The organism is Massilimicrobiota sp. An105 (assembly GCF_002161155.1).
GTDB lineage: Bacteria > Bacillota_I > Bacilli_A > Erysipelotrichales > Coprobacillaceae > Allocoprobacillus > Allocoprobacillus merdigallinarum.
Map to the genome: position 1 here is coordinate 14,525 of NZ_NFLY01000002.1, position 20,631 is coordinate 35,155.

The following is a 20,631-nucleotide window of genomic DNA, read 5'->3' on the forward strand; positions in this document are numbered from 1 at the left end:
TTATTACCATGTTCTAATTTTTATTAATATAATGTGATATCTTGTTTTCTAACAGTTCATAAAAATTATTACACAATTTTTTCACTTTATTTTTTTCATGAGAATAATAATAAATTATTTCACTAGCTGATTGCATCAATAATAGGTCACCATCTGCTTCTTTCCAAAATTCTCCCAAAACACAGTATTCTTTTTCATTAATAGACAAGATATAAATACCTGATAAATCGATTATAACTCCTGTTGAAATATTTATTCCTTCTGTTAATAAGAAGAATTCCTTAATTTTTTTAGAAAATGTAAACCCTAATTTCTGTTCGAAATCGTAGATCTGACTTTCTTTCGCAGGTAATTTTATTTTGTCGCTAGGTAATAAAACTTTAGCAAGTGCTTTTGAAAACTTTGGATAATGTATAAATAAATCCTTATAATTCTCTTCAAATTCTTTTTGTTTTCTTTTCTGAATTATTCTCTGTTTCTTACAAAAATCATCTAATTCTTTTAAATACTGTTCTTGATAAAAGTTACTAGATTTATATTCAATTCCACAATTATTTAAAATATATATGGCTCCCTTTTGACTGGTAAGTACTGGAACCCATTGAAAGCCATGCTGACATGGTTTCAGTTTTAAATATTCTCCTCGGCTAAGCATACTTTCCAGTTCTGCCTCGTGATTATTCCACCATCCCCACCAACTTTCGGGGGTTTCGCGGCCTTCGACCAAGTCTAGAAGTTTTACTATCAATAATTCTTTGTTCATAGATGTCCACTCTCTTTCCCAACCTTAACTTTCACATTACTCGGTATCACAAAGCACATTCATTTTCGGAATCAGTAATTTATCCATCCACTGACAAACAATCTTAAAGGTATTGTCAATTTTTTCTTCATTTCCTATATCAAGATATATTTCATTGTCTCTTAAACTGTAAAACAGTGGTTGTGTATTGATATCTGGTTTGGCGTAACTATAAGGATCGTATGGACGGGTGTTGATAATATAACAAACCTCTATGCTTATGCTCTCCTTTGTGTTCCCGCCGAATGAGGAAAACGCAATCATATAGGTGAACTTTTTACTGTGCCTCGTAAGCGTTTTGTCGGATTTTTTATACTTAAAGCCTAAATGTCCGTACTTTACTTGCAACTTGCCTCCAAGCATTTGCATTGCTTCGTTAAAGTTCATTGACGCAAGCACCTCCATCTCAATCGAAATCCATCCAAACCAGGTGCTTTCCACAGTGGATACATTGAAATAAATAACATTGAATATGTCCGCCGTTTATGGAGTTTTGAATCATTTCCTTCTGTTCTTCATCCCATATAGGATCTTCTAAAACTTCTTCTAAAATCCCTAATGCTTTTAACTCTAATGCACCAACATATCCCAAATAAGCACAAAAATCATTACAGTGTACCCTCCAATATTCTTGTTGCCAACCACAATAACCAGGAGTACGATGGATGAGTTCATCGATTCTATCTAAATCTTCTACACCCTCTTCAATAGAGAAATTATCCTGAAAACTTCCATTGAATTTTTTTGCAGCATTACCATTAGATATACATGTAGGACACAAGCAATCAACATTTTTAATTGAATAAAATGGTGCTTGATAATAGATATGAGTTAGCTTTTTGCAACAATCGCATACAACACCTTCTTTAGATTCTTCAAAAGCTCTAGTAATTAATGGATTTGGATGATATTTAAAAGTTGGAATTCCTAATTTCTTTAATTTTTCATTTTCTATTTTAAGTTCTTCATTCGATTTAGGTTTAGGTATCGCAAATTCATTTTTCCAATTTTCTGCATAAAACTTCATTTTAGCTAATCTTTTTTTTATTTTTATATCATGTGAATCGCTAATATTGACTAATAAATCATAAGCATCTTTTTTATAATTTAATAAATCATATACATTCACTAAGACTTCTTTTGCATCTATAGAATCAATTGTCTCTAAATATTTTTTTAAATTATAAAGTGCTACTACACTTTCTTTATCTCCCTCTGATTGCTCAAATTGTTTTTTTCTCTCTATATATAATTTTTGAAACTCATTCATGAGATTTCCTCCATAAATCATTCTTCATCTACTGCTTCGCAAAGTTTATCCATTATTTCTGAAATCTCTGTAGGAATTCCTTCCTCCCAATCAGGCGCCTCTAAAAACTCTCCATTCAATGGTTCAAATAATTTGTATGGTATTTTTGATTTCACTTTATTCTCATCATACCTTTCAGTCCAATCATATCCTTCAGAATATAAATCCTTCTTTGGATTAAATCCATAAATCTGTTCTTTATAATAATCAGAAATATAATTTTTTTCTATGGTAGCTATAATGTCATAATCTTCCAAGGTCCAAGAATTTTCTATCTCACATTCCTTTCTATTTGCGTAATTCTCTTTATAAAATATTGGAGCCATATACCAATACAGATATAGAATTGTCCCTTTATCTGTATCTTTTTGATCTACTATCCATTTTATTACTTTTTTAGAATTATCAAAGTTCCAACTTAATGCCAATAGTTGTCTTTCTTTTGGAGTATTTTTCTTAAGGAAATCTATAATCAGATCTGCACATAATTCATCAAATTGTTCATCATCAATTTTTAGTTTTTCCCAATCAAAATCTGGTTTTAAAATTTCATTTATACTTATCATATAATTTCCTCCTAATTAATCCCACCAAAAATACCAAACAGTAGACTGCCATAGTACATCAGCCAAGTTACCGATAGTAGGATCATCTTCTTGTTGATCTATAACATCAGGACAAAATCCATATTGTTCTGTAGCTACTTCCATCGCTTTTTCTTTATCGATTGGTTTTGGTAATAGAAATTCTAATTCATCATGCGTTATAACAGATGGAATTGCATCATATTGTTCAAACCAATATTTAGAGACTGCCATTAGTTCTAGTGTATTAGGACATTCATTCCAACCACCAAATGGTAAATATGCAAAAATTTCCCAAGGTTTTTTCACAGGTAATTTCGCTAAAATAACAGGATAAGTCATAGTTGTTTCTGAATTCCAATAACTTGAGAAACGGCAATTGTCATATCCTCCACTCATAGTACCTATTATTTCTTCATCCCAATCCATCTCATCATCTTCTGCTTCTGATTTTCTATCACTCAGATAATTTTCAATAACTTCTTTTCCATCTTTTAATACTGAAGATAAGATTTGCTTACGATAATTTGTTACATTGTCTAAATTAAACTCATAACCATCCTCACCGTCACTATCAGGATCAGAATTCATTATTAAGCATTCCCACAATATTTCATCTACATTGATAAGCACTGGGATATATCCTTCATTTGCTCCATCCCTTTTAGCATAATCGTATGCAGAAGTGATTGGGTCATCATCTTTCATAGAAGGGAAATAAATACATTCACAATCTAAATATTTCATCATTGCTTCTGCAAGTTCAGAAGGTTCCATAGTGTCTGGATTAAATTCTTGACCTTGCCAATTGACAAAGCGTCTTTCAATAATTTTTGACATATCTTGATAAAATGTTTCATCATATGGAATAAACAGATATGCTTCATCTTGTATTTCATCAGAATAGTTTCTGTCTATTCCTATTTTTTTGATGGCATAGGTATCGATATCACTTGGATAATATGGATGATTAAAGTTACCATAATAATAATTTGCAAACATCTTTCCTGTTTTATTAAACAAAGAGGTATTCAAATAACCATCTAAGGTATCCCATATAAAATGCCTTAAATCTTCACTTGTAGGATCTTTTTTCACTGATTCTACAAGTCCTTTATATTCTTTTAAGAAATCATCACTCATTAGATCATGCTCCATACACCAACGTAAATAGATTGCCATATGATTATAAACATTGACTTCTTCTACTGATAATTCTTTTTCTAAAATTGTTTCAGTGTGATATTCACCATAATCCATAACTATATTTTCTATTTCTTCGGAATAATCTTCAAAATTATGCTCTTCAATTTCTTGTGAATCATATGATATTTTTAAGGTCATTCCTTCAAGAGATACCCCTTTACTTCTAGTAATAGTATGCTTATCGTCTTCTGAGAATCCTATCGTTTCACCATCTTGTAAAACTGCATCATACTCTAAAACATAAGATACTAAACTTGTTAAAAAGTCATATACTTCTTTAGGTTCAGCATCTACATCTAAAACTTCCATCTCATCTTTGCCAAATATGTCCATGCCATAAGTATATGCGTTCATACCTTTTTCATTTTGATATAGACCAAACCATATCCAGTTATAGATAGGTAAGTAGTCTTCTTTCATTATATCAGCACAGTTTTCATAATAACTTGGTTCAAATACAACACCACTAGTATAGATACCACTTACATAAGGTTGTCTACAACAAGCAGATATGATCTTTGTAAATAACTTACCTTTTTTGTAAACATCATCTTCTTGACCGACAATAGCAACTATTATATGTGCACAATGCTCTTTTGCAGCATTTACTGCATCTTTCCACATATAATTATTCTCTGCATTGATTTCTGCCTCTCTATCAGGAACAGGATATGGCATAAATCCCAACATAGCCATCATTCCATCAACTTCAAATACCAATGTATCTTCATTATTTTCACCTTCATCTTCATAGGCATAAATATCCCATTTTTCTTTTAAATCATTAATAAATTTTGCTTTATCCCATTTTCCTTTTGATAATAATACAAATCCCGTAAACATTCCTTTTTTTGTTTCATCATCTTTTATGTCCTTAGATTCATCACCTGATTCAATGTCATCATACAATTCAAATTCTTCATCGCTCACAAGACCACAGATAAATTCTTCAAAACTGTCAGCCAGATGTGTTATTTTATAATCACATTCTTGATCAATATGCACTACCTTAGGTTCCCCTTGTGGACCACATTCTCTATAATCTAAGAAAATCATATCATGACCTGCACTAGGACAATCGCATATAGCTACACCGATATCAGGATATCCCCACTCATCAATCATGAACTGACTTCCTAAACCTCCACAAATTGAACAATCCTTATCTTTACCAATGCCCATTATTCCAGTGATTGCCACATGATCTTCTGCCCATGATGTAGGCTCATCAGTTGGGAAACATGTATTTTTAGGGATACCACCATTATGTTGTTTCATAAGCCAGATATATGACTTTGGAAGTTTATAACCAAGCTTTTCTTCCACTTCAGCAATCAGCTTATCTGTAGGTGGATTACTTACATATTCTTTTAAAGCACAATCACTATCATCCCAAAAATTATCAAGATCAAATCCTTCAAAAGGTATGTCACTTAATATCCTCTTTTCTTTTTTATTTTTCTTTGTACTTTTATTTCTTATTTCTATTTCTTTTTCACATTCTTGAATGACCAATGATGCATCTTCATCTTTAGGATCAAGGCTCGCCCAGCGTTTCGCATATTCTATGGCTTTTTCTTCTTGTTTATAAAGATATTGATAAGCATACGCCATTCGCATATTCCATTCTGCTTTGTCTTTACCTTCTTCACGTACACTTTCTAAAGCTTCAATAGCCTTATTAAGTGCTTTATCCCCCATATATCTAGGTGTTCCTTCTTTATGATCGCCAATTATTGCATAATTTTCTAAAGCCCTAGCTAAAGCATAAGTAGAGCGATAATCACGCAAATCTTCTGGTATCGTATTTAGTGCCTGAATACAACGTGTATATTCATCATTATCATTCCATTTTTCAAGTTGATTGTAAAACTCCTCACAATTTTGCTGATCATAATGAATATAGTCCATACCTGTAAGCATTTCATCCAATTCATCGGTATGTTCATTATTATCGTTTTTATCTTTAGTATATTTTAGACATACGCTTCCTGCATTTCTTCTAAATACATGGAAATTAGCCCATTCAACATCATCTGTTCCATCAAAAAATTCTTTAGCTATTTTTAAAACACTTTGTATATCCCATGCAATAAAGTCTACATAACCAAATCTAGTTCCACTTGCACCGCCAATTAAAACTATGCAATCTTCACCACATGTCTTAAGTAAATATTCTTCAAATTTATCCCTGAAATCAAATATTTTTTGTGTGAAATTTTCTCCACTAAACCCTCCTAAAGGATAATAGAAGAAACCTGCCACACTTCCATCAGCCTGTAAATTGTCCATGCTGTCTTCTTCATTACTTAAATACTCATTAATTATAGCTGCACAACATGTAGAACCAAAAATTGTATCCAACCTTAAATCCGCGTCTTCATCTTCAACAGGTTTCATTTCATATCCAGTATACAGTTCTATTAAAGCCTCAGGATCATTCCCAAGAGTAAACCCCATTTCTTCAAGTTTTAGAGGTAACTTTGTAAGAGTAATCCAATTATCATCTTTGATTGAATCTATGATATCAAATGAGTCAATGTATCGCATATGTATGATTTCACCTAAAACTAAATCTGTCATAGTTGTAAGAAGCCACCATACCCTATTTTCTTCTTCTTTTAAAAGTTTTTGTGTCTTTTCACAATAAACACTTAAATCTACGCCACCTTCATTTTGTTTAACCCATACTAAGACATCATCTGCATTAATATCAAAGTCATCTACTCTAAGAGACATATTTGTAATTGGCTGTCTACCAACAATAATATTCCAATCATTTTCTATTTCTTTAGGAGCATGTTTAGCAAAATAAACTAGCTCAAAAAATTTGACTTTATCACCTTCTGGAGTAAGAATAAGCTCATATTTATTTCCGTTATATCCTAGTTCGAAGGATATATCATAAAACGCTATATTCAGTATTTCAGTACATTTCTTTATCAATTCGTTTCCATGTTCATTATTTTTGTCTTCATCAATAATCTTACGAAGTTCTTTCTCTTGTTTTATAAATTCTTCCCAAGCCTTTTTTGTTCGGTCTTTAAAACTTGCATAAAATAAAGGATAATCGATACGTTCCTTACACCAAGAAATAAACTCTTCTGTATCTTCGTCATTTGGACGAGCTTCTAAAGCTTTTTCAAAATAATAAAGTGCACGGGCTTCCTGATTCAAAAAGAGATAGGCATAGCCCATACGAAAATTCCAACAATGATCATCCTTGAAATATTCCTCATGAGGTTTGAGTAGATTTATGGCTTTTTTAAGTATTTCATTACATGTTGGCTTATGTGGATCAGCTAAATTATTATAGGCACGAGCTAGTTCACTATCCATTTCAGGAATACGATCTGAAATAGCCTCAAGTGTTTCTATAATCTTATAATACTTACCTTCTTCATTCCACTTTTGACATTGAGCTAAAATATCCATATTTATTTCCTCCTCATAATTTTCCAATTTTTCATCTTCAATCTGATAAAACTCTCCATTATTATCACGTTCAAAAGCACAAGGATAAGGCGTAGAAAGTAGAGGCATAATATCAATATCATTATTACATACTGAATTTAATGAATATATTCCTGCATTATTAGGATCATTCATATAATCATCACTTTCATCGCCTGCTGTAAAGCGCCAACCACTATCCCAATCACCATCAGGCTTTTCTCTATAAAAATAGCCAACCTTACATCCTTCTACCATTACACGATTAGATGCAAGACAACCATTAGCTTCTTTCCAATCCACTAAAAGTTCTTTCATATCATCTCTTTTTATATTAAAATTCTTATTTCTTCCACCTGATTCATACAGCTCTTTACGTATTTCTTCTACATCTTTAGCCATTGCATACATATCTTCATCTTCAACAAATTCATGTAAATCATAGCTAAGAGGATCACTTACAAATTCTTTAAGCGCATTATTTAATGCTGAATTTTCCTCAGAAGTTGCAACTATCCTAATTCTACGTAACGGTGTATGATAATTATCTAAATCATTTAGATTTACAAATCCATTTACATAACATTCCAATAATATAGCTACTAAATCAGTAATGATATCGATTGCAAAATGAAAATCTATTTCTACTCCGTTTGAATGAGTATATTCTAAATATTCAACCGTTTGATGAAAATCCCAATTTTGACTATCTAGACCTATCTTCGAAAATATTTCACTAAGAGTAATTTCTTCCTTATTTTGATCTACTAAAAATTCTACTAAATTTAGACTATCATCTGTTCCACCAATATAGTTTTTCCAATATTTATCGATATACATAAATTATACCTCCAATAATAAAATCATAACTTCACGTTATTCAGGCCATTCATCTCCCTCACATCTACTTATAAAATCAAAATGTAAACTTTCAAAGTAATCATTAGGATATGAAACTCCATTTTGAATTATCTCTAAGCCATCTAAATCCATCATTTTATTAATATAAGCAAGTACAGTATGAATGCCAGCAATATGTTCCTCTTCTAACATAGACGCCAATACTTCTTTTTGTTCTGATGTCAAATTTGCAATGAATTCATTTTTCGCCTTATTATCATCTGTCTTAGGAAATCCATCACACTTGATCCATTTAGCAATCACACTGTCTTTACGTTCTACAAGACCATCAATAAAATTTTTATATAACTCCAGTTCTTTCTTCATATTCGTCCTCTTTTCCTCTTTTTATCTTGTCTTATAAAAAGATTTCTATTATCAATAATTCAACATTCAAATGAGAGGAACCAATCACTTATAAATCTTTAATCTCCTAAACAAATTCACCACATATTCATCTGTAGCAAATATATATCAAAGATTTTATAAATTTGTTATCTTTTCGATAAATAGGAAAAATCAATATTAAAAATTTTATAGCAATTATCATAATTCACTTTATTTATCCCGCGCCACCAATTTAGCGGATAAGATAGACTTTGTCTTAAATCTCCTGTATCTCTCATTAATGGCGGGGTAAAAGAATATAAATAGCCTTTATGCGATGGTGATTCCAAAATTCCACAAATTGCAAGTGTTTCAAGAATTCCAATAATCTCACTTTTATTACCCGACAAAATTTTACTCTCTTGAATTTTTTTACATAGCATAATACCAGTGGCTTGATCACTCATTGTTGATGATATTGATATTATTTCTTTCAAAATATTCTTATCAATATTTGTAGGAGTTTGTTTTTCCATATGAACATATTCACTGAGATAAAAAATAGGTTTTCCAATTCCACCCCAAATTCCACCTCCACGATACTTAACCCAATTAAAAAATGTTCTTTCAATTCTAGATGGTACTTTATCTGTCTTACCTCTATCAAACATCAACCAGCTTAAAGCATATACATAAGATGCTAAAATATATCGATGCTCCATATCGCGTGTAGATAAACTATATAAAAAAGAGTTAGCTGCGTCACTAAGAGAAATAGATTCTATACTTTGTGTCAAAATACGTATAGCTTCTTCATTTGAAATAAATAAATCCTCTAGAATAGCTCCATGTTCTTTTGCATATGCAATTTCTTCTAATGATAAAGACTTTCTCTTTGTATCATCCATATAACGAATCAGAATTTTTTTGCTTTTTTTATCCATAAAAACCTCCAAATCACATCATCGTTCCATCATAAATTAAGTTAATCCAAGTTTTATCAAATTCTTCTTTATCTATTAAACATGCTCTTATTTCAGTTCCCCAGATTCCTTTATTCAATTCTTCAACCTTTGGAATAGGCGCTATTTCTAAAACCTCTGCATAAAAATTTTCAACATTATTGGTACTTCGGTCAAAATAAACATCTATGGCACGACTAACCAGTCGTTCATTATCTACATCAACCTCATAAAGAATAACTTTAGGTTCTTTATCTAGTTTGTGGTTCCAAAATAATTTAATATACTCTTTCATTTTATATTTGACTAAGAAAACTTGTTGCTGTTTTTCTTACCTTTTCCATAACCATAACAATCTAGTATTTCTTCCAGTTTTTTTGCTAATAGTTCAACAATAGCATGGCAAGGATTACTATAATTTTTAGCCTCTAATTTTTGTAACTCAACACAATGCAAAGTACCACATGCTTCAAACATAAAATCTGTTAATTCTAGAATCATCTGATATCCTTCAGAATTATCAACATTAATTTGATTATCTTCTGTTGTCATTAAACCAATAATACCTACCGCAACAGTAAATGCTCCACAACATGATTGTTCTGTTTGCATACCTATTCCCATAAGTGAAAACATCTTTCGTGTCTCCTCACTAAGTTTTAAGTCATAGTATTCATTACAAGCCTTAAACATAGCTTCAGCACAACTCAAATCAGTATCAATATGATATTCATTTACTAGTTCATAAAGTTTTTTATTATTCATATATGATTCTCCTTATTATTTGAAATAATATAGTAACGATAGATATATTTCACTTATATCATTTAATCTACCTTCTCCTAAAACCTATACTTTTGACAAAATTTATATTTTTGTTCCATTTGGAAAAATAATATCTCCATTTTCCTCACTTGCATCGAAAAAACCAACATCATATTTTACTGCTAATTTACGCATATGTTCATATGCTTCTTGAGCCACAGACCACGAGAATGAAGCATAAATCATATCGTGACCAATAGAATAATCAACCAAATGAAGTTCCAATTCTTCCGCTTCTTTTTCATCGAGTGGATCAAGATTTGGAGAATAGTCACCATTCATAGGTGGAAAATTATTAATCATTTCCATAAACCAATTTTTTAAAGATGGTGAAGATACACTTATATTCTGATAATCGTGATCTTCACTCCATTCTGTTTGTTTTTCATACCATGCTATAAATTCGTTTCTTGTAACAGGTGCCTTTGTTTTTTCAAATACCATTAAATCGTAACTCATTATGATTTATCCTTTCTTTAATTTACAATCAATGTCATATATATGAAAACTAGAATTGCCTATTTGAATCCATGATTATTTTTATCTTTAATTCATTTAATGCTATACTAAATAATTTTAATACTTACATATTTTATATGTAGTTAAATTAAATATTTTATAGTCAAGGAAATAATTTTTAAAGCTAGATAATCTGTATTTTATTATGTCTGTTGATGAAACATTGTAACGATTTTACATTCTGGACATATCTCTATATACAATGTACCTTCGGCACAATCTTCTATTGTATCCCAATGAATTTGAGCCAAATATTTCATTTTCTTTCCACATTCAGGGCATTCTCTATATTCCCAATCTTGTACCCAACTTGCAAATCCGCCGATTGTGTTTACATCATCACCATAGGCACCGTAAAATACATGCCTTTCTTTTTCAGATACAACAAATCGATTATTAACGAGGCTTTCTATTTCTTCATCTCTATAATAGTTTTCTTCCATACCTTCATATTCTAAAATTTCATTTTTACCATCAAGAGTAAATCTATTAGAAATACCATCAGTAGCAAATGTCACACAATTAGGGCAACAACTTGCAGTAATTATTCCGTCAAGTCCAAGAAAAGAAAATCTCTCATCTTTCCCATCAATCACAAGAATATCTATTAACTCACAGCCACAATGAGGACATCTTTCTCCTCTCTTTCTTCCGATGAATGTACCGTTTTCATCTTTCTTATCTCCTAATTCAAAGGAATAACATTTGTCGTAATTAAGTTTTATGTAGTTATTGCCTTCATCAAAAGTCCAACCTGCTTCTTCAGCATATACATCAGAATCTACATATAAACTTTTTCTCCATGGTTTAGGATTCACCTTAAGTTCATGCAAAATATCCTGAGCTTTTTTTCCTCCTGCCATAGCGACACAGCATAAAAGTTGACTTCCTTCATCTGAAGATTCTGCATTAATAAGTTTTTCTATAAGTTCGTCAGTTATTTTCTCACTAGCCTTGTAATATAGTTCACTTGGATAAAATATATTATTTTCAAGTGCCACTTTTGAAATTTCACTACAATCAGCTCCAATTGTCATTAAGTCATGGAATATATCCCACTCATCAGTCTTGTAAAACTCATCATCTAAAGTTTTTAACTTTTCTATGACTTGTTTCTTCTTATCTTCAATTTCTTGCAAAGTCCACTTATTTATTTCCTCTCTTTTATGTTTTGCTTTACATCTCCAACAAAGACCTTCATAGCCTAAAGATGTTCCACATTCTGGGCATTTATAATTTAACCCCATAGAAATCTTCTCCTTTCACTAATTCCTATATCAAAAATTATGTATTACAAACCTACACGTTGCCACCCATCAAGACGTTCCTGTAGCCCATCAATTCTCCAGCTATTTCCAACACGTTTCATCAGAAAACGCCTTTCGAATCCAATAATTTTATCTCTTGTATAAATATAAAGTTTATTTCTTGTAATATGTTCAGCATCAATAAATTCTTCGTTCTTATACGTTCCTTGTGAATTATAAGAAAGACACAGAGGGCGATAACCTGAACGTGGTTTTTCACTAACATATTTTTCCCAAATCATCAGTAATTGTGACTCTACCTTTTCATTTTCAAATCCTACTTGTTCAACATACTGTTCCCATATAGTCATATCTTCAAAAAACTTAGTTAAGATAATTTGACATTCATTAACGGATTTTTCATCAAGTACCAAAGATTTCTTAGCTTTTTGCCTTTGAATTTTGAAAAAATTCTCCATTTGTTCCTTTGTAAATTGATCAAAAACAACAGGTTCGATTCTCTTATTATCTGTAATAGCCATAATTCCTTCATATGTAACATTAGTATGATCAATTTGAATGTGGGTAAGCTTTGAAATAAAAGAAGCTTGCTTTAACCCTTCGTCAGTAAGATTTGTATTATTTAGCGATAACAGATCAAGCTTACAATCTTTTAATACTGATAAATTAATGCCATTTATTGAGGTGTTTCCATCTAATAATAGAATTCTTAATTTAGGCATATCAGCAAACATTTCAAGACAACTATCAGTAATAGCTCCATATTCCACGCCGAAGTTTACCATACTCTTATGTCCTTTAAACGGAATTATCATATCGTCTGTTATTGGATAACCATTAACATGAAAACCTACAAGATTGTAATTTGCTAAATGTTCCATCATTTCCATAGTTAGATTTGAAACTTGATATTGTTTAACATTATCTATTGTCAATACACCATTTTCCCACTTGGCTGTCCGTGCTCTTTTTGGTAATTCCATTTTACCTCTAATTACTCCTCAAAAGTATTTTCAATATCTATAAATAATATATATACAGCACAGACATTATTATCTTTATCATATCCAAAATATACTGGATAATATCCATCACCCCATCCGGAAGTAAATATAGGAACATTATATTTAGTATTAGGAATAGTCCAATTTAACCAATCTCCACAATCTCTTTGATAATAAGGATGTAATTTTGCATTTTCTTCTAACAAATCACAAAACAAGTCATTATATGGATCTATATCAGGATCCTTTTTTAAACATTCTGACCAGTAATTATTGAATGCTTCTTGTGTCTGAATATCAGCAATACATGCCATTCCAGCATCGACAACAAATCCAAAATAATCTTCTTCAGATAATTCTTCATCTAAGTTTTCATTCCCTACCATTCCTAATTCATAGCGAATAGGCTTTTCTTTGGTAATTTCTAATTTTGAGCAAGCATAACGATTTCCATATTTTTCACTTGGAACAACACAAATTCTTATTGGATATGTTCCAACAGGAATAGTTTGAATAAATGGTAAACTATCTTGTAATTCTATTAATGGATCGCACGCAAAAGTTTTTCCTGTAGGAAAATAAACTTTTCCAATATCCAGTACATCAACTTTCATTTTGCCTATCTTATTTTCTGTGTAATACTTCTCTATATCTATCTTACAAACAAGTTTTTCCTTAATTAAATCATACTTTTCCATCCAATCTGCCATAACTATTATGCCTCCTATCAATTTAGTAATAGAAAAAATCAGTTTTCTACAATGTGAACCTGTTTTCCTCCGATTTCAATTTCTAATTCTACTCCATTGTCCTCTACCCATGCTGGGCATTTACTGAGCAATACCAAAACAAGTTCATCTGGCTTACAACCAAAAGTTAAACGAAGAATCCCTTGCCAGTCCTTATATTTCTCTTTAAATTCCTCACTTTGAGCATAGCCTAAATAATACTCTATCTTGTCCAACAATGCAGTTTGCGTTTCTGGTGAGCCATCAATGAAGCCATTGCATACAAGAACCATCAATACTTTTTTCTCATCAGGCTTTTCTGCTATAATATCTATCTTATCCAGTTTACCAAACATATTTTCAATGCTCATTTGTATCTACCTCTCTTTTTGATATATAATCTGTTGAATATTTAAGAAATTTTATATAGTCACTTTCAGAACCGTCCCAATAACATTTTAGACATCTACCATTTCTAAAATCATGAGCACAGTTAGGATAACCATATAAAATATGAGCACACTCTGGACATAGCCCACTCATCTTTGATGATTCGCTAAAAAATAGACTTCCACACTCATCACATATAACAATTCTTTTTTCGTAACTGATACTACCACTCTCTTTCCCTAATTGCTTCTTCAATATCTATTGAAATATCAAACCATTTTAAAATATAATCAACTGTAACTCCAATTGAATCTCTTGCCACAGTCTCTATTTCACTATTATTTTCATCAAATTCTTCTTGCAAATCATTAATTTCCAAAACTACCTTATCAAGAGTTCCTTGAATCACTTCAGTATCAGTTTCTCCACTTTCAAGTAAATCGATGATCTTTTGAAGTTGTTTTTTTATCTTATCCACCAAAAAAGTAGGATAGTAATCATCTTCGTACATATCTTCCAACATATAATAATTAGCATCAAACTTTTTCATATTCAGCTTCCTTTCTATTTATATGGTAAAGCAACAACTGTAATTTATTTCATATATTAATAACATTGAAGTATCAACCATGTATTATAAAATTTTCTTTCACTTAAATCTTCTTTCGTTATATAAAAATAAATATGACCACAATCACCAAACATCAACTCAAAATCATCATTTTCTACTATATCTAATTGAAACAATAACATCCAACGATCTCTAGCACTTTCTTCAGCTCGTTTCCTTATATCTTTAGGTATTTTGCTCCATCCTTCACTATTTCCCAAATAATATCCTTGTGAAACTAGATCGCATTCTTCAAACATACTATTTTGTATTACATCAGGCCATCCTAATAACTGTGAACGATTTACAGGTTCTTCTACATCATTTCCTGTTAATTCACTCCATATCTTTTCAAATTCATCGTCGTCATCATCAGGAAACATCTCATTATAATCTACCCAAGACGGATATGATTTTGTAGATGTAGCTTTTATTTTTATCATAGGGAATTTAAAATCATCTTCCATTTCTTTCGGAAATTCAGTCTGTGATAATTTTGAAATATCTTCAAACCAATATACTCTTGCACATCCTTTATCCTCGGGATTAAATCCCCAACATTGTGTATCAGTTTCATAGAAAAATGATAATAACCCATGTTTAGGTAATATATGATCTACATCATATTTTGATATTTCTTCACAGTTAAACTGAGCCAAAAAAGTTAAGGGACGTTCTTTTTCAATATCATCATAACTTTTTCCTTTATATGTAGGCCATGTAAAATCAACAGGTGTATCTGGTTTGCCACCAAATCTAGTAGCTCCTAATTTATAACTCTCTTCATCTTCTATTTGTAATATAATACAATTTTTTGATAAAGCTTCTAATCTTTCTTTAACATTCATAATTTGCTCCTTTCATCATATTATCTATTTCCTGAAGCATATTGTCCCATATTAATATCTAAAACAATTCTCTTTGGTTGAATAAGCGAATCTTCATACTGACATTTCCATTGAACATCTCTACTCATATTACCGTCTAATACACCATCGATTGTCTCATTATCCTTAATTGGATTGTCATTATCTAAAATATACGATGTCAAATTATAGGCATGATTAACTATCCAGTTAGGATCAATATCATGAAAATGATATTGAAGATCTGGTAAGAATATAGTACTCATTCCTACAGTATCGATTAACATATCATTTGTCCCTTGGATATTAAAGAATCGAACATTAACACCAAAGTAAATAAAACGATCTGCTCCCTTTATCTCATGTGCTCTAACCTCTTTAGCAAGAAATAATTTTCCACAGTTTTGAAAATAAAATGCTTCGCACGTTGGATACATTTCTGCCAATGCATCTAGAAAATCAGCATCTAAAATCGCTCTTTCTAAAGCCGGAAGACCAGCTGCCATCATATCTGTCGCAATAACCATATAGTTGCATTCTTTAAAAATTCTTTCTTTGTCTTCCTGACAATCCCACATCTGAGACATAACAAAATCATCAAATCCTTCTCCATCAAAAGTATTGCATCCCATAATCATAAGTTGAACAGGGCATTTACCATCTTGAAATTCTGCGATATGATCTAATGCAGCAAAACCAGCCATCTTTTCATCGTAACAAAATGATTCTATTGGACCAACATGTTTTTTCATTATATGAATCATTTCATCTTTGTCTGGCATTTCTACAGGTTTTTTAAAAAGCATTTGTATTATGTATGGCCCGCCAGGTTCTAAAACAGATTCGTCATCAATATCTTGTTTAAAAACTTCATCACTCATGTTTGCACCTCAGCATCTCTATTTAACCCCTTCCTTTTTCTGATTATCTTGAATGTCAATTACTCTTTGTTTTTGTATGCTTTGTAACCGCCAATGCACACAACATCAAATAACAATGGGACTGCTGCGTATCCTGCATTTGCTGTCCCGTTTGATGTTAAGACATAGATTGCCCCTGCGAATGTAAAAATCGTAAGAGTGACTGATAGTATTAGTAATAGCTTTTTCACATCATGTTCTTCCTATCCCATAATGTTGGTTTCCTTGACGGTCAGATTGTCGTAATTCATGTCGATCAGCTTCTCGGCGGCCTCCGAGGTACACATGAAGCAAGTGCTCATTCCATAAAATATCATATGTAAACTCACGAATTTCCGGATAACATTCTAATGCCATTTTTTCTGAAATACTTTTATCAAAATAATGCATTTCATTGTGAAAAAACCACTTTAGCTTATCCATGAGTTTATATAAGCGAATTAATTCTTCTTCCGACATAAAATTTAACCTTATACTCTATAATAGCGTCATATTCCAGATGCTAACTATAATAAGAACAGTACCTAAAAGGAAAAAAATCACTCTTCTTGAACTTCTTTTATATCGTTGTGAGTTTGGTTTCCCAACTGGATTACATAACCAATTCCAATTAAAAATAGATCCTAACAATATCAAAACCCCAAAGAATAATGTTACGTAGTACCAATGGTCTTGAAAATAAAATGCTAATTGTTCTAAATTCATCGTTACTCTCCTTTACTTAAATAATAATACTATCGTAATAGCCCAGAAAAAAAACAAAAAAGCCCTACTCAGCTTGGTCAAAAAAGACTAGCTGAAGTAGGGCATGAAAAAGCCGCAATGAAATACACGCATCTATGTTTAGATGTGAGTCCACCTGAAGAATAGAATATTTTTAAATAGCAAAATATAGTTTCTTTAAATTGCCATAGATTTCTAGTAATCTTTTTCATTGCCGGCCTCCAATTACACTCTTAATATTAACTTTATTTTACCATAAAACGCAAATTAAATAAACGCTTACAATTTAAATATTATCTATATTTAATTGAAATTATTGTAATAAATCATTTAACTTTTAATTATATAATAAATAATAATTCTTTGAATACTACAATTACAAAGTTGCATATTTGATAATGAAAAAAATGGTCGAATCTAATGTATTGCAATTGACTGAAAAACATCTTGTTACTAATCATATTTCTTTATATATTGGTTATTCTAAGAATTGTATCCAGCATCCAGAGGATTTAGAAAGATCACCAACACAACAAACTCTTATCGAATTTTGCTTGAAGAATTTAAATTATTATACAAAAAACTATTAATTCTAATTATCCGATTAGACAGATTGGGATAAGTTTTGGAAATGTTAAAGACGAGATCTATGAACAGTTTGATTTATTTGCAGATCAAGAAGATATAGAGAAAGAAAAAAAGTGCAAGAAGCACTCGTACACATAAGAAACAAATACGGAAAGAACGCTGTATTAAAAGGTATGAATTTCTATGATAAAGCGACACAAAGAAAATCGCAATGTATTGGTAGGTGGTCATAATGCATAAAACTAGAGCAAGTCGAGCTCAGATATTTCAATCCTTTGATGCATTAAAAGGTTTTAGAGAAATTCTGAAAGAAAAGGAAATAGTTATCGTTCCCAAAAAGATATTATCCGAAGATGATCTAGCAGAAGTAGATTATAAGGTTCATCAGATAAAGGTTGGAATGATAGTAAAAGTAACTTACTATGATAACGGGCAATATGTTCAAATCGAAGAAAAAGTCTCAAAACTTAACTTGGATACAAAAATGATCCAGATTGTGAAAACAAAACTGGATCTAAAACATGTAGTAGATGAGAGTGTAATATAAACTGTGTAAGTTGAGAACAGGCAGCTCAACTTTCACGGTTTTCTTTTTTTACATTTATGATATGATTGGAGGAAAAGTAAGGAAAGATGGAAATGGCAAAAATTAAAAGAGATCCAAAAAAGTTGCTTTGGCTCAAGCTATCCTTGACGCTTATCAGCCTAAATCCGCAGAGGAAATGAATGATGCGCTCAAAGACCTGTTTGGCCCCATGTTTGAAGCAATGCTCAAAGGAGAATTGAATCATCATCTTGGCTATGAATCAAATGATAAATCGCAGAAAAAAGATGATAATCGACGTAACGGTTATGATAAGAAGCAGATCAAGACGACTCAGGGCGATATCGCGATCAATGTCCCCAGAGACCGTGACGGTTCTTTTGAACCTCAACTCGTTCCAAAACGAAAAAAAGATGTTTCTGCAATCGAAAATAAGGTTCTGGCTATGTATGCGCGCGGCATGTCGCAAAGAGATATCTCCTCGACGATCGAGGATATCTATGGCTTCAGCATGTCACATGAGATGATCTCGGATATCACTGACGCGATCGTTCCTGAGCTTGAAGAATGGCGCGTAAGGCCTTTGAAGAAGTGCTACGCGTTCCTCTTTGTTGATTGCATGTACGTTACGCTGAGAAGCGATTATCAGAGCAAAGAGTGCGCGGTATACGTCATATTGGGATATGATCTCGATGGAAAGAAGGACATCCTGGGATTATGGCTGAATGAAAGCGAGAGCAAGAATTATTGGATGCAGGTATTCGATGAGATCCACAGTCGCGGCGTAGAGGATGTGTTCTTCATCTCGATGGATGGAGTAAGCGGATTAGAGGCAGGGGCAAAAGCGATATTTCCTAAGGTGATCGTACAAAGATGCATCGTACATCTGATACGAAATTCGATCAAATACATTCCCACAAAGGAATACAAGCCATATACGCAAAGCCTGAAGAAGATATGCGGAGCAGTAAACCTGAAAGTGATTATTATGGCGTAGCTGATCAAGTATTCTGATTTAAGTTGATCATCAATTCTGATAAAACTGACCAATCATTCCGATTAGGGTGACCAACCATATAATATATACTCCTTTTGGTGTAATATTGAATTGTAGATAGGCATCGAATCTACAAAAATATTATGGCGAAAGGAGTTTTTTGTTTTGAAAGAATATGAAGAAAAGTATAAGCAGATTTTTAGATATCTATCATTAAGAATGTCGCAAAATGAGATATCTAAACTATTATCTACATCTCGCAATACTATCAGAAAAATCAAGGCTGTAACCGACAGTATCAGATTATCCTGAGAAGATGCCTCAAAAATGACAAACGAAGAATTTGTTCATACCATCTTCCCAAAAAACAAAAATGACAATGAAGAATTACAGCCAAGACCAGATTGTGAAATGATGTATAAGGAACTACAGAAACCAGGCGTAACCAGAACAACTTGGCGTCCCCACTCGGCAAGGTCGCGGTTGTATTGTTCCACAACGCTTTCCATTTCTCGGAAAGTACGCATAAATATCTGAACATCGGGATAACCGTCCTCTTTGAGCGTGTCGGGGATTTTATCCAGCCTGTCGGCAATCTCTGCTTCGGTTTCTTTGATTTTTACTTCCAACGCTTTTCGCTCTTTGACTTTGAAAAGCCCCTTTGTATCGGCAAGCTGCTGTTTCAACTGCGGCAGAACTTTGTCCTGCTGGAGGTTAAAGAAAAAGACCGCACCTATTATGAGGTTTACAGTCTGCCGAGGTCGGAGGAAGTCCCAGAGGGGTACAAGGAACTATCCTTTGTCTGCCTTAGACCTGACGGAGCATTTGAAGCACCGAGTACGGTGGGGATTATGCGCAGGACAGCGAGAAAAAAGGTGGAGGGATTGGAGGATTTCCACTTCCATATGCTCAGACACACCTATACAAGCAATCTGCTTTCAAATGGAGCTGCCCCGAAAGATGTGCAGGAACTTCTCGGACACGCTGATGTCAGTACCACAATGAACATTTACGCTCACGCTACAAGGGAAGCGAAACGTACTTCCGCAAGACTGCTAGATAAGGTAATCGGCGGAGAATAAAAAGTTGCCCTTGTTTTGGCTCGT

The 20,631-nt window shown here is 32.2% G+C and carries 22 protein-coding genes and 1 pseudogene; 4 read left to right on the forward strand and 19 right to left on the reverse strand.

Translation table 11 applies throughout. The features are described 5' to 3' along the window. Positions 1–13: 13 nt before the first annotated feature. The 19 genes from B5E48_RS00660 to B5E48_RS00755 form a co-directional block, all read right to left on the reverse strand. On the reverse strand, positions 14–763 hold the full coding sequence (locus B5E48_RS00660) for an SMI1/KNR4 family protein (RefSeq protein ID WP_087303744.1): 750 nt from the start codon (positions 761–763) through the stop codon (positions 14–16). Between the two features lie 36 nt (positions 764–799). Further along, on the reverse strand, positions 800–1,189 hold the full coding sequence (locus B5E48_RS00665) for a hypothetical protein (protein WP_087303745.1): 390 nt from the start codon (positions 1,187–1,189) through the stop codon (positions 800–802). A 19-nt stretch (positions 1,190–1,208) separates the two neighbouring features. Then, positions 1,209–2,072 (reverse strand): CbrC family protein, encoded by an 864-nt coding sequence (locus B5E48_RS00670; RefSeq protein WP_087303746.1) that lies wholly within the window; start codon positions 2,070–2,072, stop codon positions 1,209–1,211. Between the two features lie 17 nt (positions 2,073–2,089). After that, positions 2,090–2,677 (reverse strand): DUF4274 domain-containing protein, encoded by a 588-nt coding sequence (locus B5E48_RS00675; protein ID WP_087303747.1) that lies wholly within the window; start codon positions 2,675–2,677, stop codon positions 2,090–2,092. A 15-nt stretch (positions 2,678–2,692) separates the two neighbouring features. Then, positions 2,693–8,194 (reverse strand): immunity protein Imm33 domain-containing protein, encoded by a 5,502-nt coding sequence (locus tag B5E48_RS00680; RefSeq protein WP_087303748.1) that lies wholly within the window; start codon positions 8,192–8,194, stop codon positions 2,693–2,695. A 36-nt stretch (positions 8,195–8,230) separates the two neighbouring features. Then, complete coding sequence (locus B5E48_RS00685; RefSeq protein WP_087303749.1) at positions 8,231–8,581, reverse strand: DUF6547 family protein; 351 nt, start codon at positions 8,579–8,581, stop codon at positions 8,231–8,233. A 167-nt stretch (positions 8,582–8,748) separates the two neighbouring features. Next, the gene (locus B5E48_RS00690) at positions 8,749–9,525 is read right to left on the reverse strand and encodes a hypothetical protein (protein ID WP_087303750.1); all 777 of its coding nucleotides are present in this window, start codon (positions 9,523–9,525) and stop codon (positions 8,749–8,751) included. Between the two features lie 13 nt (positions 9,526–9,538). Then, on the reverse strand, positions 9,539–9,838 hold the full coding sequence (locus B5E48_RS00695; protein WP_087303751.1) for a DUF6881 domain-containing protein: 300 nt from the start codon (positions 9,836–9,838) through the stop codon (positions 9,539–9,541). Positions 9,839–9,849: 11 nt separating this feature from the next. Further along, positions 9,850–10,308 (reverse strand): C-GCAxxG-C-C family protein, encoded by a 459-nt coding sequence (locus tag B5E48_RS00700; protein ID WP_087303752.1) that lies wholly within the window; start codon positions 10,306–10,308, stop codon positions 9,850–9,852. Between the two features lie 102 nt (positions 10,309–10,410). Beyond that, positions 10,411–10,827, reverse strand: a complete 417-nt coding sequence (locus B5E48_RS00705) for a hypothetical protein (protein WP_087303753.1) — start codon at positions 10,825–10,827, stop codon at positions 10,411–10,413. Positions 10,828–11,030: 203 nt separating this feature from the next. Further along, on the reverse strand, positions 11,031–12,134 hold the full coding sequence (locus B5E48_RS00710; RefSeq protein WP_087303754.1) for a hypothetical protein: 1,104 nt from the start codon (positions 12,132–12,134) through the stop codon (positions 11,031–11,033). Between the two features lie 44 nt (positions 12,135–12,178). Beyond that, positions 12,179–13,138 (reverse strand): NTF2 fold immunity protein, encoded by a 960-nt coding sequence (locus B5E48_RS00715; protein ID WP_087303755.1) that lies wholly within the window; start codon positions 13,136–13,138, stop codon positions 12,179–12,181. An 11-nt stretch (positions 13,139–13,149) separates the two neighbouring features. Then, positions 13,150–13,869 (reverse strand): DUF4241 domain-containing protein, encoded by a 720-nt coding sequence (locus tag B5E48_RS00720; protein ID WP_087303756.1) that lies wholly within the window; start codon positions 13,867–13,869, stop codon positions 13,150–13,152. A gap of 38 nt (positions 13,870–13,907) precedes the next feature. Next, on the reverse strand, positions 13,908–14,258 hold the full coding sequence (locus B5E48_RS00725; protein WP_087303757.1) for a DUF6572 domain-containing protein: 351 nt from the start codon (positions 14,256–14,258) through the stop codon (positions 13,908–13,910). A 242-nt stretch (positions 14,259–14,500) separates the two neighbouring features. Next, positions 14,501–14,827 (reverse strand): DUF5713 family protein, encoded by a 327-nt coding sequence (locus B5E48_RS00735; RefSeq protein ID WP_087303758.1) that lies wholly within the window; start codon positions 14,825–14,827, stop codon positions 14,501–14,503. Between the two features lie 56 nt (positions 14,828–14,883). Beyond that, entirely contained in the window at positions 14,884–15,735 is an 852-nt protein-coding gene (locus B5E48_RS00740; protein WP_087303759.1) for a YwqG family protein, read from the reverse strand. A gap of 20 nt (positions 15,736–15,755) precedes the next feature. Beyond that, positions 15,756–16,634: a DUF4261 domain-containing protein gene (locus B5E48_RS00745; RefSeq protein ID WP_087303760.1), complete on the reverse strand. Its 879-nt coding sequence runs from the start codon at positions 16,632–16,634 to the stop codon at positions 15,756–15,758. A gap of 231 nt (positions 16,635–16,865) precedes the next feature. Next, positions 16,866–17,132 (reverse strand): hypothetical protein, encoded by a 267-nt coding sequence (locus tag B5E48_RS00750; protein ID WP_087303761.1) that lies wholly within the window; start codon positions 17,130–17,132, stop codon positions 16,866–16,868. Between the two features lie 18 nt (positions 17,133–17,150). Next, on the reverse strand, positions 17,151–17,378 hold the full coding sequence (locus B5E48_RS00755; protein WP_087303762.1) for an Imm17 family immunity protein: 228 nt from the start codon (positions 17,376–17,378) through the stop codon (positions 17,151–17,153). 416 nt (positions 17,379–17,794) lie between these two features. On the opposite strand from B5E48_RS00755, the gene B5E48_RS00760 reads away from it, so the two are divergent. The 4 genes and pseudogenes from B5E48_RS00760 (at position 17,795) to B5E48_RS14055 (ending at position 20,607) form a co-directional block, all read left to right on the forward strand. After that, on the forward strand, positions 17,795–17,986 hold the full coding sequence (locus B5E48_RS00760) for a hypothetical protein (RefSeq protein ID WP_087303763.1): 192 nt from the start codon (positions 17,795–17,797) through the stop codon (positions 17,984–17,986). Between the two features lie 230 nt (positions 17,987–18,216). Next, a complete protein-coding gene (locus B5E48_RS00765; protein WP_087303764.1) occupies positions 18,217–18,531 on the forward strand; it encodes a YolD-like family protein in 315 nt (104 codons plus the stop codon). A 92-nt stretch (positions 18,532–18,623) separates the two neighbouring features. Beyond that, positions 18,624–19,507 (forward strand): annotated as a pseudogene (locus B5E48_RS00770) (IS256 family transposase); the annotation flags it as partial. Positions 19,508–20,013: 506 nt separating this feature from the next. Continuing rightward, positions 20,014–20,607 (forward strand): tyrosine-type recombinase/integrase, encoded by a 594-nt coding sequence (locus B5E48_RS14055; protein WP_479684556.1) that lies wholly within the window; start codon positions 20,014–20,016, stop codon positions 20,605–20,607. Positions 20,608–20,631 lie beyond the last annotated feature (24 nt).